This is a genomic window from Mycobacterium sp. IDUB_37 (assembly GCF_055419245.1).
In genome coordinates, this window is sequence record NZ_JBVAXG010000002.1 from 670,156 (window position 1) to 685,169 (window position 15,014).

Below are 15,014 nucleotides of genomic sequence, written 5' to 3' on the forward strand. Positions count from 1 at the left end.
GCTACGCCGCGCTTGCGATCGCGACGGCCCGATGGTCGCGACCCGCTGCGCCCGGCTACGCCGCGCTTGCGATCGCGACGGCCCGATGGTCGCGACCCGCTGCGCCCGGCTACGCCGCGCTTGCGATCGCGACGCTAATTCTTCGAAACCTTGAGCGCTGCAATGGTTTTGGTGACAATCGCGGCCGATGCCGCATCGCCGATCGGCACCGCGCCCAGGAAAATGGTCACCGGCTTGGTGTCCACCGCGATGATCGTGACGGAGTCACCCTTCACCCCGCGTGTCGTGTCGCCGATCGTGATGTCGGCGTCCACCCGCGCGGCCTTGACGCCGTCGACCGTCGTCGACGATGTCTTCTTCGAGCCCAAGGTGGGCGATACCTGGTTATAGCCGGGGCCGTTGGCGATGCAGTCCATCAGTGTGGAGGCCTGCTTGCCGACGTCCATGCTGGGCACGAAGTTGGTGACGGCGACCTCGAGCTGCATCATCCACTGGCTGCCGCCGGGAACTTCCGAGCCGAGGCCGACCGCGTCGATGACGTTCGGGTTCTGGTCGTCCACGAAGGGCGACCAGCCCGGAGCGATGCTGGCCGGGAATGACAATTTGCCCGCGGAGACGGTGTCTTCGGGCTTGTTGCCGCCGGACACGTTGGGTGTGCAGCCCGTCGCGGTCTGCATGGTGTTCTGCGGTGTCGAGGGGGCAGCGCTGCTCGTCGCCGACGGGTTAGCCGAGGGTGTCGAGTCGTCCTTGCTATTGAGGGCCACGACCAGCACCACCACCAGCACGATGATGCCCAGCACTGCGATGCCGGCCACGATCAGCCAGGGCGTTTTGGAATTCGACGGCGGCGGCCCAGGCGGATAGCCCCCTTGCTGCCAGCCCGGTTGTTGCCCGGGCTGGGTGTATTGCTGGGGCGGGTAGCCCTGCGCGCCGTAGGGGTCGGTGCCGGGCGGATAGGCGCCGCCGGGAGGCGGGTACGGGTAAGAGCCGCTCGGCGGTCCCTGAGGTGGTCCCTGGGGTTGTCCCTGCGGCTGACCACCCCAATAGGGTTGCTGCCCATACGGGTTCGTCCCATAGGGATCCTGACCATAGGAATCCTGACCGTATGGTCCGCCGGGAGGAACCGTCATTGCTGAACAACCCTTACTCTCAACGGTTACCTCGCGTGAGATAACCACAACAGTGCGTCAACCGCAGGGTACCCGTGTGAAGGCGATAGGTGCCCGTCGTGAGCGCGGTGTGGCCGCGCTGCGCCGTTGTTTGGCTAGTCGAGTGGCTCGACCTTGGCCATCGCCAACACGTCGAGGCGGCGGTCAAGCTCCTCGATCGACAGCTTGTCGCCGATCAGGCCACGATCGATGACGGTCTGGCGGATGGTCTTTCGCTCTTTAAGAGCCTGCTTGGCCACCGCGGCGGCCTCCTCGTAGCCGATGGCCGAGTTCAACGGTGTCACGATCGACGGCGACGACTCGGCCAACTCGCGCAGGTGGTCGACGTTGGCGACCAGTCCCGTAATGCAGCGGTCGGCGAAAAGCTTTGACACGTTGGTCAGGAGCTTGAACGACTCAAGGATGTTGCGGGCCATCATCGGGATGTAGACGTTGAGCTCGAAGGCACCGAAAGCACCGCCCCAGGCGACGGCGGCATCGTTGCCGATCACCTGTGCGGCGACCTGGGTAACCGCCTCCGGCAGAACCGGATTCACCTTGCCCGGCATGATCGAGCTACCCGGCTGCAGATCCGGCAGCTGGATCTCGGCCAGACCGGTCAGCGGGCCGGATCCCATCCAGCGAATGTCGTTGGCGATCTTGGTCAGGGATACCGCGATAGTGCGCAGCGCCCCGGACGCCTCGACCAGGCCATCGCGGGCCGCTTGCGCCTCGAAAGAGTTTGCCGCCGTGCGTAGTTCGGACAGCCCGGTCTCCGCTACCAGAACGGCGACCACCTTGACGCCGAAGCCCTCGGGTGCGTTGAGTCCGGTGCCCACCGCGGTGCCACCGATGGCCAGCTCGCCCAGTCGCGGCAGGCTGACGCGAACGCGCTCGATGCCGGCCTCGATCTGACGGGCGTATCCGCTGAACTCCTGGCCCAGCGTGACGGGAACGGCGTCCATCAGGTGCGTGCGGCCCGACTTGACCACGGTCTGCCACTCAAGTGCCTTGGCGCCCAACGCATCCTGCAGTACCTGCAGTGCCGGAATCAGATGACTCACGGCAGCTTCGGTGGCCGCGATGTGGGTGGCGGTCGGGAAGGTGTCATTGGACGACTGCGACATGTTGACGTCGTCGTTGGGGTGCACCGTAACCCCGTTGGCGCCCGCGATGCTGGCGATCACCTCGTTGGTGTTCATGTTCGAGCTGGTGCCTGAGCCGGTTTGGAAGACATCGATGGGGAACTGGTCGTCGTGCTTGCCGTCCGCGATCTCCCCGGCGGCGGCGATGATCGCCTCGGCCTTCTCCGGCGCCAGCAGACCAAGGTCCTTATTCACCTGCGCGCAGGCGCCTTTCAGCAGTCCAAGTGCGCGGATCTGGGTGCGCTCGAGGCCACGGCCCGAAATCGGGAAGTTCTCCACGGCGCGCTGGGTCTGCGCGCGCCACAACGCTTTTGCCGGCACCCGGACTTCGCCCATGGTGTCGTGCTCGATGCGGTATTCAGTGTCTTCGGTGGCACCGTCGGCCATTGTGGCTTCCTCGTTTTGTTGGGTTTGTGGGTTGGGGGGGTTTACGGCAAGGGGTAAGCGGCGGTGCTGTCGCCGGTGAAGTCGATCGCCGAGTACTCGTTGAGCTTCGACAGCCGGTGATAGGCCTCGATCATCCGGACAGTGCCAGACTTGGAACGCATCACGATCGATTGGGTGGTGCAGCCGCCCGGGTAGTAACGGACGCCCTCGAGCAGGTCGCCGTCGGTGACCCCGGTGGCGCAGAAGAAGACGTTGTTGCCGGACACCAGGTCTTCGGTAGTCAGCACCCGCTCGATGTCGTGGCCGGCGTCCAGTGCCTTGCGGCGTTCGGCCTCGTCGGTGGGAGCCAGTTGAGCCTGGATCGCCCCGCCCATGCAGCGGATCGCCGCGGCGGTGATGATGCCCTCCGGGGTGCCGCCGATGCCGGCCAACATGTCGGTGCCGGAGCCCGGTCGGCAGGCGGAGATGGCGCCGGCGACGTCGCCGTCGGTGATCAGCCGGATGCGGGCGCCGGTGGAGCGCACGTCTTCGATCAACTGAGCGTGCCGCGGCCGGTCCAGGATGCACACGGTCATGTCCCGTACCGACAGTTCCTTGACTCTGGCGACCGCCCGGACGTTGTCGGCGATCGGAGCGGTGATGTCCAGCACGTGCGCGGCGTCGGGTCCGACCGCGATCTTGTTCATGTAGAACACCGCCGACGGGTCAAACATGGCGCCGCGCTCAGCCACTGCCAGCACCGAGATGGCATTGGGCATACCCTTGCTCATCAGCGTGGTGCCATCAACCGGGTCGACGGCGAAGTCGCACTCGGGACCGTCGCCGTTGCCGACGTGTTCGCCGTTGTAGAGCATCGGCGCTTCGTCTTTCTCACCCTCACCGATGACCACGACACCTCGCATCGACACGGAGTTCACCAGTTCGCGGATCGCGTCGACTGCGGCGCCGTCGCCGCCCTCTTTGTCTCCGCGGCCGACCCACCGGCCCGCGGCCATAGCGCCGGCTTCGGTGACGCGCACCAGTTCGAGAGCCAGGTTGCGGTCGGGCGCTTCCCTGCGCGGCGACCGCGTGGAGGAAGTGGCTGGGCTCGCAACGGCGGTTGGCGACACGCCGGATCCCTGTGCTGTCATGGTTGCTGATTGTCCCAGAAGCGGAACACCCGGCTGGAGCTGGGATACTCGGGGAGTGACGCTGGAGCCGCATCCGACCCCCCGACCGGCCAAGCCGCGGTTCATGCAGGACGGCCGGGACATGTTCTGGTCGCTGGCGCCCCTGGTGATCGGCTGCATTGTGCTCGCGGGGCTGGTCGGAATGTGTTCTTTCGAGCCGGGCGGGACGAACCGCGGCACAGTGCCGTCCTTCGACGCGGCGACAGCTTTGCGGGCCGATGCCATGGCGCTCGGCTTTCCCATTCGGCTCCCGCAGCTCCCCGAGGGCTGGCGATCCAATTCAGGCGGCCGCGGCGGTATCGACGGTGGACGTACCGACGCAGGTCAGCGCGTGCATGCGGCCACCTCGACGGTCGGCTACATCAGCCCGACGGGTCTCTATCTGAGTTTGACCCAGAGCAACGCCGACGAAGACAAGCTCGTCGGGTCAATCCATGCGGGGATGTACCCCACTGGAACCGTTGACGTCGAGGGAACCCGCTGGGTCGTCTACCAAGGCGCGGACCAGAGCGGAGCCCTCGAGCCCGTCTGGACCACCAGACTTGTCAGTCCGGCCGGGCCCAGCCAAGTCGCGGTCACGGGAGCCGGTCCCCCCGAGCAGTTCCGTACGCTAGCGACGGCGACGCAATCGCAGCAGCCTTTGCCGGCCACACGATAGAAACCCGCCTCAGAAAGGGACACTCGTGACCGCACCCGAAGCAGATCTCTCCGGGTGGTCGGTGTCGCCGTTCACCGGTGCCGGCTACACCCACAACGTGTATCGGAAAGGGTCCGGCCCCGGAGTGGTGCTGATCCCGGAGATGCCGGGCATTCATCCGGGTGTGCTGGGGCTGGGTAATCACCTGGTGGACAACGGCTTCACCGTCGTCATCCCGTCCCTGTTCGGCGAGCCGGGCAGGCCCATCTCGCCCGTCTACATCGTGGCCGAGATCAGCCGGGCCTGCGTCTCGAAGGAATTCGCCGCGATGGCCACCAACAAGCAGCGGCCGGTGTCGCTGTTCTTGCGCGCCCTTGCGCGCGACCTCAACGCCTCGACCCCGGGCAAGGGCGTCGGCGTGATCGGTCAGTGTTTCACCGGCGGGTTCGCCCTCGCCGCTGCCGTCGACGACAGCGTGCTGGCGCCGGTGCTCAGCCAGCCGTCGGTGCCGTTCCCGCTGACCGGCAAGCACCGGCGCGACCCAGGCCTGAGCGAATCAGAACTCAGTGTCGTCGCCGATCGCTGTGCCAACGAAGGTCTGTGTGCCCTCGGATTGCGGTTCAGCGAAGACAAGATGGCGCCGGGCGCCCGGTTCAAAACGCTCAAGCAGCGGCTCGGGGACGCGTTCGAAGTGATCGAAATCGACTCCGGCCCTGGCAACGGGCACGGTTTCAACCGGATGGCCCACTCGGTGCTCACTGACCAGGTCCGTGAGGTCGACGGGCAGCCGGCTTACGAGGCGCGCAAGCGAGTGGTGGAGTTCTTCAACGAACGTCTGACCTGAACCTTCCGGTCGTGTCACTCCCGTCACACACGTCACCGCCAGGGTCGGCATGACCGCTTTGAAAAAGCGATATCGCCGGCGATATCGGATTTCAGAACGGATCATGCCCTGCTTTGCGGGTGCGCAAGTGACGGGTGTGACGGCCGGATCTTGCCAAAGTCCTAGGCCGGCACCTCGGTAAACCCGGGTTCGCCCGCGTCGACGACCGAGTTGAACCGGACGCGGGTTCGCAGGTGCTCGTTGATCTCGCTGATCGCGCTGTCGGGCAGCGCAGTGACATCGAAGTTCTCCTCGATGCGGGCGGGCGTGACCGATGCCGTGAGCACCGCGCTGCCGCGCTGGATGCCCCAAGCCAGCAGCACCTGCGCGGGAGTTTTCCCATAGCGCTGAGCCAACGAGATCACCAGCGGGTCGTCGAGCAGTCGCGGTTCCAGGCCGTGTCCCAGCGACGCGAAGGCCAGCAAGATGATGCCCTCTGACTGGCCCAATTCGTGAAGCTCCCATTGCGGGTGGTACGGATGCGACTCGACTTCCACGACCGCGGGCTTGATTCGCGCGCTGTTGACGATTTCGCGGGCACCGGACGCGTCGATGTCGGACAAACCGATTGACCGCGAGAGCCCTTCGTCGACGAGGGATTCCATGGCGGTCCATGTCTCCTTCAGCGTGACTCCGTCGTCGTAGACGACAGCCCCGTGCTGGTCGCGGGGGTCCTGGTCGTCACCCGGGCGGAACGCGAACGGCGTGTGCACCAGATACAGATCCACCGCGTCCAATCCGAGCCGGTTCAGACTCGCTTGCAGTGCCGGCTTGACCCGCTCGGGTCGGTGGTTGTTGTTCCACAGCTTCGTGGTCACGAACAGGTCCTCGCGGCGGACCGTCCCGTCGGCGAACAAGTCTTTGAGCGCGGCCCCTACTTCGGCTTCGTTGCGATACCGTTCGGCGGCGTCGAGGTGGCGGAAGCCCACCTTGACCGCCCTCTTCACCGCATCGCGTGTCTTGCGGTTGTCCGATAAGGACGTTCCGAACCCGAGCGCGGGAATCGCGTCTCCGTTGTTCAGGACGAACCTGCGTTGACCCAGATGTTCATTCGATGCCATTGCGGCCTCCTCTAATCGAGAGTTCTGTGTGTTTGCTCAGCAGCGCGACCACCTCGGCAGTGGTCCAGATTGCGCTCGCCAAGAATCGGAAGTTCACCAGCGCGGCCCGATAGCCGTCGCCCTCGGGCAGGCGCGGACCCGCCGTCGCGTCCTTGACGACGGCCACCTCGAAGCCCTGCTCGATGAGTTCGCGCAGATGGCCCTCGACGCACAGATTGGCGGCCATGCCAGCAAGGATCACCTGGCTCACACCGCGTTTGCGCAACTGGAGCACCAGGTCGTTCGACTCCGGGCCGACGATCTTGTGGGGTGAAGTGATTACGGTTCGTCCGTCGTGGATGTGGTGCTGATAGGCAGGCAGGAAGTCCGCGCCGGATCCGGCGAAGCCGTCCGTCGTGTACGCGCCCCGGCGGTCGAACATGCCGACCGCGCCCATGAACTTCTCCAGCGGATCGCCGAACAGCCACTGTCGGTCGGTTGGGTAGAAGTAATGCGGTGACACCGCGACCGTGAGCCCGGCCTGCTTGGCCGCGCTGAACAGTTCGCCGATGTGAGCGACGGTGTTGTTGTCGCGAATGCTCTCGCCGAACACCGGCCACGAGACGCCGTCCGGGCTGAGGAAATCCACTTGCGGGTCGGTGACGACGAGGGCGGCCCGCTCGAAATCAAGCACGAATCCTGAATCCGGCAGCGCCGGGTTTGCCGGTTCGGCGTAACTGCTCGGCTCTGTCATTGGGTCCGCCCTCTGGATCGACTGAATCCAGAATAGATGACCAGTCGTCTATAAACAAGCCCCCGGGCGGCCTGAGAGTTTGTCAGCGACAGTGATCAGCGCAACAAGGCTGCGACAGTGGACGATTCAAACCGCTGGTACGGCTCACGACTGCGGGTCACCTTGCCGCGCAACGCCGCGCCTTCCCAGGACTCGATCAGCATCGCGGCGAGTTCGGCCGCATCCATGTCGGATCGGACGTCCCCAGATTCGTCCTGGCCGGAACGCAGGCATGACGCGAGGGCCTCGTCCCAGCGGCCCAGAATGCGGACAAGCTCAGTGCGTACCGGTTCGCTCGCCCCGCCAAGTTCGAGCGACATGTTGCCCACCAGGCAGCCGAGCAGGAAATCGCCGGCTTCGTGCTCGTCGGCCAGGGCGTGAAAGAAGCTCGTGACTCGCTCACCCGCCGTTGCGTCCGTCTTCAGGATTGGCAGTAGCCGAGCTTCGATGTCTGACCAGTAGTGCTCGAGGATAGCCGCGGCAAACGCTTCTTTGCTGGCGAAATACGCGTAGAACGATCCCTTCGGCACCCCCGCCGAATCCGTGATGTCCTTGACGCCGCTGGCGGAGAACCCGCGCGCGTGCACGAGTTCGAGGCCGGCCTCGAGCAGGCGTCGGCGCACATCGGGGTTGGGGGGCCGTGGCACACCGACTATATTAGCCGACCGGTCACTTATCTTGGCGCGCGAACCACTTGCGCCGTTCGGGCTTCTCCTCGATGGTCTTCAGTTCGACGCCCTTATAGACCGCAAGGTAGACGTCGATGGTGGTGACGATGAGGATCATCAGCACCGGGCCGATGATGATGCCCCACGGGCCGAACATCGAGATACCCGCGAACACCGACAGCAGCATCAGTGCGGAGTTCAGTCGAGCATCGCGCGGCACCAGGATCGGCCGCAGGAAGTTGTCGATATTGGTGACCACGATGAAGTGGAAGAGGACCACGAACAGTCCACCGCCGACATTGCCGAACAGCGTCATTCCGATGCCGAACGGAATGGTCACGATTCCGCCGCCCAACGGAATGATCGACAGCGCGGTAAGCAATATCGCGAAGATGAAGAAGCCATGGTGGAATCCGGCGATGTAGATCGACCCGGCGCCGGCGACGCCTTGGCAGAGCGCGATGACGAACTGGCCGTTGACGGTGCCGCGGACCATCGAGCCCATCTTTTTCAGGTACAGGTCCGTGACTTCTTCGCCGAGCGGATTGAGTTGGCCGATTAAGGTCCGCAGCTTTTCCCGGTTCGTCAGCAGCGCAAGAAATACATACAGAAAAATAATCGCCGAGGTGATGGTGGTCGCGAGGCTGCCCGCGGTGTCCTGCAGCAGGTCCAGCAACCAGCGGCCGGCCGTCTGTGCGACCGAGATCATCGTCTTGCGCAGCGTCTCGGCAGTAACCGTCGCGTGCACGAATGGGACGCGCGCGAGTAACTCGTTGAGCAGATGCAAAACCTTGTCGCCCAGGCTGCTCGGGTCCGTGGTCCGCACCCATCCCGCGACGGAGTCGACCATGCGCGCAATTTGCACGATCGACAGGGTCACCAACAGTCCGACGGGCACGATGACAATGGCCAGCGCCGACAGCAAGGTGCAGGTCGCCGACAAACCGGCGTTCAGTCGCTTGTTGAACCAATTGAAAAGCGGCGAAAATAGGTAAGCGCCGACTGCGGCAACTACGATCAGGACGAAGTAATTACGCAGGAAGTACGCGCCGAACACCAGAGCGATCAGGGTGAAGACCGCGAGGGCTCGTTTCTGGGTAAGTGTGAATTCGGTGTTCATGCTCCCAACCGCGCCACCCTCCGCATCGGTGTTCAGCGCAACATTAACGGTTGGACAGTGCTGTCGGCCCCCGCTCGGCAGTAAGAGGAGAGCATGGCGAACGACGACTGGGTGGTCGAAACCACCTACGGCCCGGTTCGGGGACTGCAAGAAGGGGCAGTGCAGACCTGGAAAGGAATCCGGTTCGCCGCGCCGCCCGTTGACGAACTCCGTTTCCGCGCACCGGAGCCACCGCAGTGCTGGACCGAGGTCTTTGACGCCTTCAGCTACGGGCCGGCCTGCCCGCAGCCTGTCATATCCGCCTTTCCGCTTGATCTGGGAAGTCCCCAGGGTGACGACTGCCTACGGCTGAATATCTGGACCCCGTCGGGCGCGGAGCCGGGAGCCGGGAAGCCGGTGATGGTGTGGCTGCATGGCGGCGCCTACGTGCTGGGGTCGGCCAGTCAACCGCTCTACGATGGCCGGATCTTGGCCCAGGACGGCGACGTCGTCGTGGTCACCGTTAATTACCGCCTCGGACCGCTGGGCTTTCTGGACCTGTCATCGTTCAACACCGCGCAGCGCCGGTTCGAGACCAACATTGGGCTTCGTGACTCGCTCGCCGCGCTGGCTTGGGTGCGCGACAACATCGCGGCCTTCGGCGGCGACGCCGACAACGTCACGCTGTTCGGGGAGTCCGCCGGTGCCGGCATGGTCACCACCTTGCTCGCCTGTCCGGCGGCCGAGGGCCTGTTCGTCCGGGCGATCGCGCAAAGCTCACCGGCCACGTCGGTCTACGACCGGGACCGGGGCCGTCGTGTCGCTGAGACCGTGCTGGCAAAGGTCGGCGTCGATGCTTCCGAGGGCCACAAAGTGGCGGAGGTACCGACCGCGGCGCTGGTCGCGGCGTCCAGAGAAGTTTTCGACGAAGTGCCCGTCACCAATCCCGGCACGCTGGCTTTCGTGCCGATTGTCGACGGCGACCTGCTGCACGACCTTCCCGTCAAGCTGGCGCAGGAAGGTCGCACGCTGCCGGTCCCGTTGCTCATCGGCACTAACAAGCGGGAGGCGGCGCTGTTCCGGTTGATGCGCTCGTCGCTGATGCCGCACACGCCGAAGGCGATCACGACGATGTTCAGTCAGATCGCCGCCGAGCAGCCCGACCTGCAACTGCCGACCATCGAGGAAGTGGGTTCGGCTTACACCGGACGACGCAAGACGATCAACATGGCCACCGACATCGGCTTCCGGATGCCGTCGGTGTGGCTGGCGGACGGGCACAGCAGGGTGGCGCCGGTGCACATGTACCGGTTCGACTTCTCCACCCGGGTGTTCAGGCTGCTACTGGTCGGAGCCGCACACGCCACCGAATTGCCTTACGTATGGGGCAATCTCGGCGGACCGGGGGATATGAGCCTGAAGCTCGGTGGCGCCAAGACCGCGATGGCCGTCGCCGCGCGAATGCGGGCCCGGTGGATCAACTTCGCTGTGCACGGCAAGCCGGAAGGGCTGGCGGGAGAACCACATTGGCCGCTATACGACGAGGTCAACCGCACATGCCTGGTGATCGACAGCCAGGACGCCGTGGTGCCCGACGTCGACGCACCCGCCCGCGGCGCCTGGGGCGACCAGTTGGTCAGCTTCCGCTGACCGCCTTTGCTGCTTTACCCGCCCGGGATTCGGCCTTCATCCTGTTGAACAGGTCGACGTAGTACGGCAGGCACTCCTTGAGCGCCTGTTCGGTGGTGAACAACGGCTCGTAGCCCAGGTCGCGACGTGCCTTGGCGATCGAGAAGTAGTTGTTGATGGCAACGCGCTCGATGGCCAATGGCTCGAGAAGTGGTGCGGGCGCACCGAATTGGAAGTGCAGCCGCTGCCATGCAGTCATCGCCAAGCGCACCGGAGGGGCGGGAATGCGCAGCGTCGGCCACTTTTCACCGCACGCGACGACCACTGGGCGGGCGAACTCGAACATGTTGATCGGTTCGCCGTCGTTGATGAAGTACGCCTGACCGGGCGCGGTGCCGCCGGGCACCAGGTGTTCACCGGCCAGGATGAAGCCGTGAATCAGGTTGTGCACGTAGGAGTTATCCAGCTTCACCGTCTTGGGGCCCACCAGTACCTTGGTGTGTCCCTTGATCACACTCTCGAACAGCTTGCGGAACATGGTCTGGTCGCCGGTGCCCCAGATGCCGCTGGGACGGATAGCGCACGTCAGCATGCCGTCAACACCGTTCTGGGACAGCACGAATTTCTCGGCGGCAACCTTGGTCTCGGTGTAGAGGTCGTTGAATCTTTTTGTGTAGGGCATGGTCTCGTCACCGTTGGCGATGTCTTGGCCGCCCATCACCACACTGTTGGACGCCGTGTAGACGAACCGCTTGACACCGGCCTTGTGTCCCGCGTGCACGAGATTCTCGGTGCCGCCGAGATTGACCGAGAAGCTGCGCTGCCGGTACTCCTCGGTCACCGATGCGCCGCCCATCAGGTCGATGATGGCCGCGGTGTGGATGATCGTGTCGATGCCGGCCACCGCCGCCTCGCAGACCGCCTTGTCGGTGATGTCACCCTGCAGCACCTCCAGCTTCGGGTGCTGAGGCAGCGGGGAGGGAGCGCGGTCGAAGGAGTGGACCTGGTGTCCACGCTCCAACAAGGTCCTCACCAAGTTGGCGCCGACGAAGCCGGAGCCTCCGGTTACCAGGACGCTGCCGAGTTCGGTTGTCAGTGCTGCATCACCCATGCCGGAGAGAATAACTGAAACGTGTTCCAGTTTGGAACAAAAACGGGTGTACGACTTTGGTCGGAACTAACGTTCCGGGTCGTCGTTGGCGGCCAGCGCGTCGGTCACCCGTTGGCGAGCGCCAGCTAAGTGCTCCTCACACCTTTTGGCTAGTTGCTCGCCCCTTTCCCACAGCGCCAGCGACCCGTCGAGGTCCAGCCCGCCCTGCTCGAGAACACGTACAACCTCGATCAGTTCATCCCGGCAATCTTCATAGCCGAGCTGACTAATGGGTGTAACCGCCTCCTCGTCGGCCGGCTTCTTCTCGCTCTTGTTTTCACGAACCATCGGTACGCCCTTCGCTGACCGCCGCGATCGCGCCGTCTGCGACCCGCACCCGCAGCTTGGTGCCGGCCGGCGCCTCGTCGATTGAACGCAGGATCCCCGGCGCTCCCGGTGTCACGACCTGCACCACCGCGTAGCCGCGCGCCAGCGTGGCGGCTGGGCCCAAAGTGGCCAGTCGTGCACCGAGGTGGCCGATGCGGTCGGTCTCGACGGTGAGCAGCCGATTGATGTCGCGACGGAGTGCGGATCTCGCCCGCACGATCTCGTCGGCGCGGGTGGTCACCATGCGCAACGGGTCGGCCAGCACCGGACGGCTACGCAACTGGCTCAGCGCGCGTTGCTCCCTCGAGACCCAATTGCGCAGCGCCTGGGCGCCGCGCCGGCGCATGTCGTCGACCAGGCGCTGCTCGGCAGCGGTATCGGGAACCACTTTCTTGGCGGCATCGGTCGGGGTGGCGGCACGCAGGTCGGCGACCATATCGCAGAGGGGGTTGTCGGGTTCGTGGCCGACCGCGCTGATCACCGGCGTACGGCAGGCCGAGATCGCGCGGCACAGGGTCTCGTCGGAGAACGGCAGCAGGTCCTCGACGCTGCCGCCGCCACGGGCTATCACGATCACGTCGACATCGGGGTCTTGGTCCAGATCGCGCAGTGCATCGACGATTTGCGCGACGGCATTGACGCCTTGCGTGGCGGCATGCCGGATCGCGAATCGCACCGCGGGCCAGCGCGCCGCGGCCACCGTCGTCACGTCCCGCTCGGCATGGCTGGCCCGGCTGGTGATCAGGCCGATCATGTTGGGCAGAAAAGGAATTGGTCGCTTGAGTCGTGGATCGAAAAGTCCCTCGGCGTCCAGCAGTCGGCGTAACCGTTCGATGCGGGCCAGCAGTTCGCCGACACCGACGGCGCGAATCTCGCTGAGCCGCAGCGAGAATGTTCCGCGCCCGGTATAAAACGACGGCTTGCCGCAGACCACCACCTGGGTGCCTTCGGTCAGCTTCACCGGCGCGCGCAGCACCAGGTCACGAGAACAGGTCACCGACAGCGACATATCGGCCGCAGGATCGCGCAGCACCATGAAAACCGTGTTGGTGTTCGGCCGCATCGAGATCTGCGCCAGTTGTCCCTCGACCCACACGGTGCCCAGCTTGTCGATCCAGCCCGCTACCCGGATGGCGACCGCGCGAACAGGGAACGGGTTGTCCGCAGAGTTCGCCGCGGGATCTCGCTGCGAAGCGCGGGTCACTTCACGGTCGCGCGGGTGATCCTGTTGGCGAGCAGCGTCTGGAACGGGGCGCGGGCCTTGGTGGCCTGCTCGTAGGCCAGCAGCGCTTCGAGGTCGGCGACATCCAGCGTCTGCAGACGGGCCCGCAGTTGCGCCAGGGTGAGCTGGGCGTAGTCGAGTTCGGTCGCGACGGCCGGTGCCGGCACCGACGACGCGGACGCCGACTCGGCTGTCGAACGGGAAATCGGCTGAGTGGCCGAATCGCTCGATTCGGCGACATCGGACACCGAGTACAGCGCGAACCGCCCCTCGGCCCGGCGATCGCCATCGACGCCGTCGACCGGAATATTGGAGAATCCGGCGCCTCCGCCGTCCAGGACTTCCAGATCCTCGTCGAACGTCGCCCATTCGGGTTGCTCGTCCTTCGGGGGAAAGATGTTCTCCAACGTGGTGTCACCCTTGATGACCAGATCAGCAAGGTTCTGCTGAAAACGCATCACAAGGTGCGCTGCCTGACTCGCAAGGGTCATCGGGTACATCAGGATGGTTCGGGGAAGCCGAAAGGTCTCCTCGACGGCGACTGTCGCCGCGCCGACGAGCAGCCGAACCCCGTACGGTGCACTGGCCATGCATTCCACCCTGCCTCAAGCAGCGGCTAACTCCAAGCTGAGCGCGCTGGAGGAGTGAGATATCACCGCGAAATGGCACAGCGGTGCCGGCGGAAAGTACGCTGTTGACATGGTGCCGACTGTTGACATGGGGATTCCCGGTGCATCGAGGTCGGTGGCGCACGACGACCCGACCCGCAGGCGGGTACTGCTCGCTGAGCCCCGGGGCTACTGCGCCGGAGTGGACCGTGCCGTCGAAACAGTGGAGCGCGCGCTGGAGAAGCACGGCGCCCCGGTCTACGTGCGGCACGAGATCGTGCACAACCGGCACGTAGTGGACACGCTGGCCAAGGCGGGTGCGGTTTTCGTCGAGGAGACCGACGAGGTTCCCGAGGGAGGCATCGTCGTCTTCTCCGCGCATGGGGTGGCCCCGACGGTGCACGTGGACGCCGCCGCACGCAACCTGAGGACCATCGACGCTACCTGCCCGCTGGTCACCAAGGTGCACAACGAGGCCCGCCGCTTTGCCCGCGCAGACTACGACATCTTGCTGATCGGCCACGAGGGCCACGAGGAAGTCGTCGGCACGGCCGGCGAGGCGCCTGACCACGTGCAGTTGGTCGACGGGGTGGAATCCGTCGAACACGTCACCGTCCGTGACGAGGACAAAGTGATCTGGTTGTCGCAGACCACGCTGTCAGTCGACGAAACGATGGAGATCGTCGGGAGGCTGCGTCAGCGCTTCCCGAAACTGCAGGACCCACCCAGCGACGACATCTGCTATGCCACCCAGAACCGCCAGGTGGCGGTCAAGGCGATGGCTCCCGAATGTGAACTGGTGATCGTCGTCGGTTCCCGGAACTCGTCCAACTCGGTACGGCTGGTCGAGGTGGCGCTTGGCGCCGGATCCCGGGCCTCCTACCTGGTCGATTTCGCCGATGACATCGACCCGGCGTGGCTGGCCGATGTCACGACGGTCGGGGTGACCTCCGGTGCGTCGGTGCCCGAGGTGCTGGTCCGCGGGGTGCTGGAACGGCTTGCCGAATTCGGCTACGACATGGTGCAGCCGGTGACGACAGCCAATGAGACGTTGGTGTTCGCGTTGCCCCGCGAGATTCGTCCGCCTCGCTCGCGCGGCTAGCTACCCG

15 protein-coding genes are annotated in these 15,014 nt (G+C 65.1%); 4 read left to right on the top strand and 11 right to left on the bottom strand.

The annotated features are described in order from the left end of the window. Positions 1 to 134: 134 nt before the first annotated feature. The 3 genes from ACZY1I_RS09715 to glpX all read right to left on the bottom strand — a co-directional run bounded on the left by ACZY1I_RS09715 (position 135) and on the right by glpX (position 3,810). Entirely contained in the window at positions 135 to 1,130 is a 996-nt protein-coding gene (locus ACZY1I_RS09715) for a hypothetical protein (protein ID WP_463754130.1), read from the bottom strand. Between the two features lie 134 nt (positions 1,131 to 1,264). Then, complete coding sequence (locus ACZY1I_RS09720) at positions 1,265 to 2,680, bottom strand: class II fumarate hydratase (RefSeq protein ID WP_463754131.1); 1,416 nt, start codon at positions 2,678 to 2,680, stop codon at positions 1,265 to 1,267. Positions 2,681 to 2,721: 41 nt separating this feature from the next. Next, positions 2,722 to 3,810: a class II fructose-bisphosphatase gene (glpX, locus tag ACZY1I_RS09725; RefSeq protein WP_463754132.1), complete on the bottom strand. Its 1,089-nt coding sequence runs from the start codon at positions 3,808 to 3,810 to the stop codon at positions 2,722 to 2,724. 103 nt (positions 3,811 to 3,913) lie between these two features. Here glpX and ACZY1I_RS09730 point away from each other — a divergent pair, with 103 nt between their 5' ends. Together ACZY1I_RS09730 and ACZY1I_RS09735 are read left to right on the top strand one after the other, a co-directional pair. Beyond that, positions 3,914 to 4,507, top strand: coding sequence for a DUF4245 domain-containing protein (locus ACZY1I_RS09730; protein WP_463754366.1), 594 nt, complete (start codon positions 3,914 to 3,916; stop codon positions 4,505 to 4,507). A gap of 25 nt (positions 4,508 to 4,532) precedes the next feature. After that, positions 4,533 to 5,330, top strand: coding sequence for a dienelactone hydrolase family protein (locus ACZY1I_RS09735; RefSeq protein WP_463754133.1), 798 nt, complete (start codon positions 4,533 to 4,535; stop codon positions 5,328 to 5,330). Between the two features lie 161 nt (positions 5,331 to 5,491). Here the strand turns inward: ACZY1I_RS09735 and ACZY1I_RS09740 are convergent, their stop codons facing one another. The 4 genes from ACZY1I_RS09740 to ACZY1I_RS09755 all read right to left on the bottom strand — a co-directional run bounded on the left by ACZY1I_RS09740 (position 5,492) and on the right by ACZY1I_RS09755 (position 8,990). Beyond that, positions 5,492 to 6,430 (bottom strand): aldo/keto reductase, encoded by a 939-nt coding sequence (locus ACZY1I_RS09740; protein WP_463754134.1) that lies wholly within the window; start codon positions 6,428 to 6,430, stop codon positions 5,492 to 5,494. Then, positions 6,417 to 7,163 carry a cysteine hydrolase family protein gene (locus ACZY1I_RS09745; protein WP_463754135.1) on the bottom strand — a complete coding sequence of 249 codons (747 nt, stop codon included), beginning with the start codon at positions 7,161 to 7,163 and terminating at the stop codon, positions 6,417 to 6,419. Before ACZY1I_RS09745 ends, ACZY1I_RS09740 begins: the two co-directional genes overlap by 14 nt. Positions 7,164 to 7,258: 95 nt before the next feature. Then, a complete protein-coding gene (locus ACZY1I_RS09750) occupies positions 7,259 to 7,849 on the bottom strand; it encodes a TetR/AcrR family transcriptional regulator (protein WP_463754136.1) in 591 nt (196 codons plus the stop codon). A gap of 22 nt (positions 7,850 to 7,871) precedes the next feature. Then, positions 7,872 to 8,990 (bottom strand): AI-2E family transporter, encoded by a 1,119-nt coding sequence (locus ACZY1I_RS09755; protein WP_463754137.1) that lies wholly within the window; start codon positions 8,988 to 8,990, stop codon positions 7,872 to 7,874. A 93-nt stretch (positions 8,991 to 9,083) separates the two neighbouring features. Between ACZY1I_RS09755 and ACZY1I_RS09760 the strand changes: the two genes are divergently transcribed. Continuing rightward, positions 9,084 to 10,619, top strand: a complete 1,536-nt coding sequence (locus ACZY1I_RS09760; RefSeq protein ID WP_463754138.1) for a carboxylesterase/lipase family protein — start codon at positions 9,084 to 9,086, stop codon at positions 10,617 to 10,619. On the opposite strand, the gene ACZY1I_RS09765 is transcribed toward ACZY1I_RS09760, so the two are convergent. The 4 genes from ACZY1I_RS09765 to ACZY1I_RS09780 are packed head-to-tail and all read right to left on the bottom strand — an operon-like array spanning position 10,606 to position 13,887. Next, positions 10,606 to 11,721, bottom strand: coding sequence for a 3-beta-hydroxysteroid dehydrogenase (locus ACZY1I_RS09765; RefSeq protein WP_463754367.1), 1,116 nt, complete (start codon positions 11,719 to 11,721; stop codon positions 10,606 to 10,608). The genes ACZY1I_RS09760 and ACZY1I_RS09765 overlap by 14 nt on opposite strands. Positions 11,722 to 11,775: 54 nt before the next feature. Further along, positions 11,776 to 12,036, bottom strand: a complete 261-nt coding sequence (locus tag ACZY1I_RS09770; RefSeq protein WP_463754139.1) for an exodeoxyribonuclease VII small subunit — start codon at positions 12,034 to 12,036, stop codon at positions 11,776 to 11,778. Next, complete coding sequence (gene xseA, locus ACZY1I_RS09775; RefSeq protein ID WP_463754140.1) at positions 12,026 to 13,279, bottom strand: exodeoxyribonuclease VII large subunit; 1,254 nt, start codon at positions 13,277 to 13,279, stop codon at positions 12,026 to 12,028. Before xseA ends, ACZY1I_RS09770 begins: the two co-directional genes overlap by 11 nt. Then, complete coding sequence (locus tag ACZY1I_RS09780) at positions 13,276 to 13,887, bottom strand: lipid droplet-associated protein (protein ID WP_463754141.1); 612 nt, start codon at positions 13,885 to 13,887, stop codon at positions 13,276 to 13,278. The genes xseA and ACZY1I_RS09780 overlap by 4 nt, the downstream gene beginning before the upstream one ends. Positions 13,888 to 13,996: 109 nt before the next feature. On the opposite strand from ACZY1I_RS09780, the gene ACZY1I_RS09785 reads away from it, so the two are divergent. Further along, positions 13,997 to 15,007, top strand: coding sequence for a 4-hydroxy-3-methylbut-2-enyl diphosphate reductase (locus ACZY1I_RS09785; RefSeq protein ID WP_463754142.1), 1,011 nt, complete (start codon positions 13,997 to 13,999; stop codon positions 15,005 to 15,007). Positions 15,008 to 15,014 lie beyond the last annotated feature (7 nt).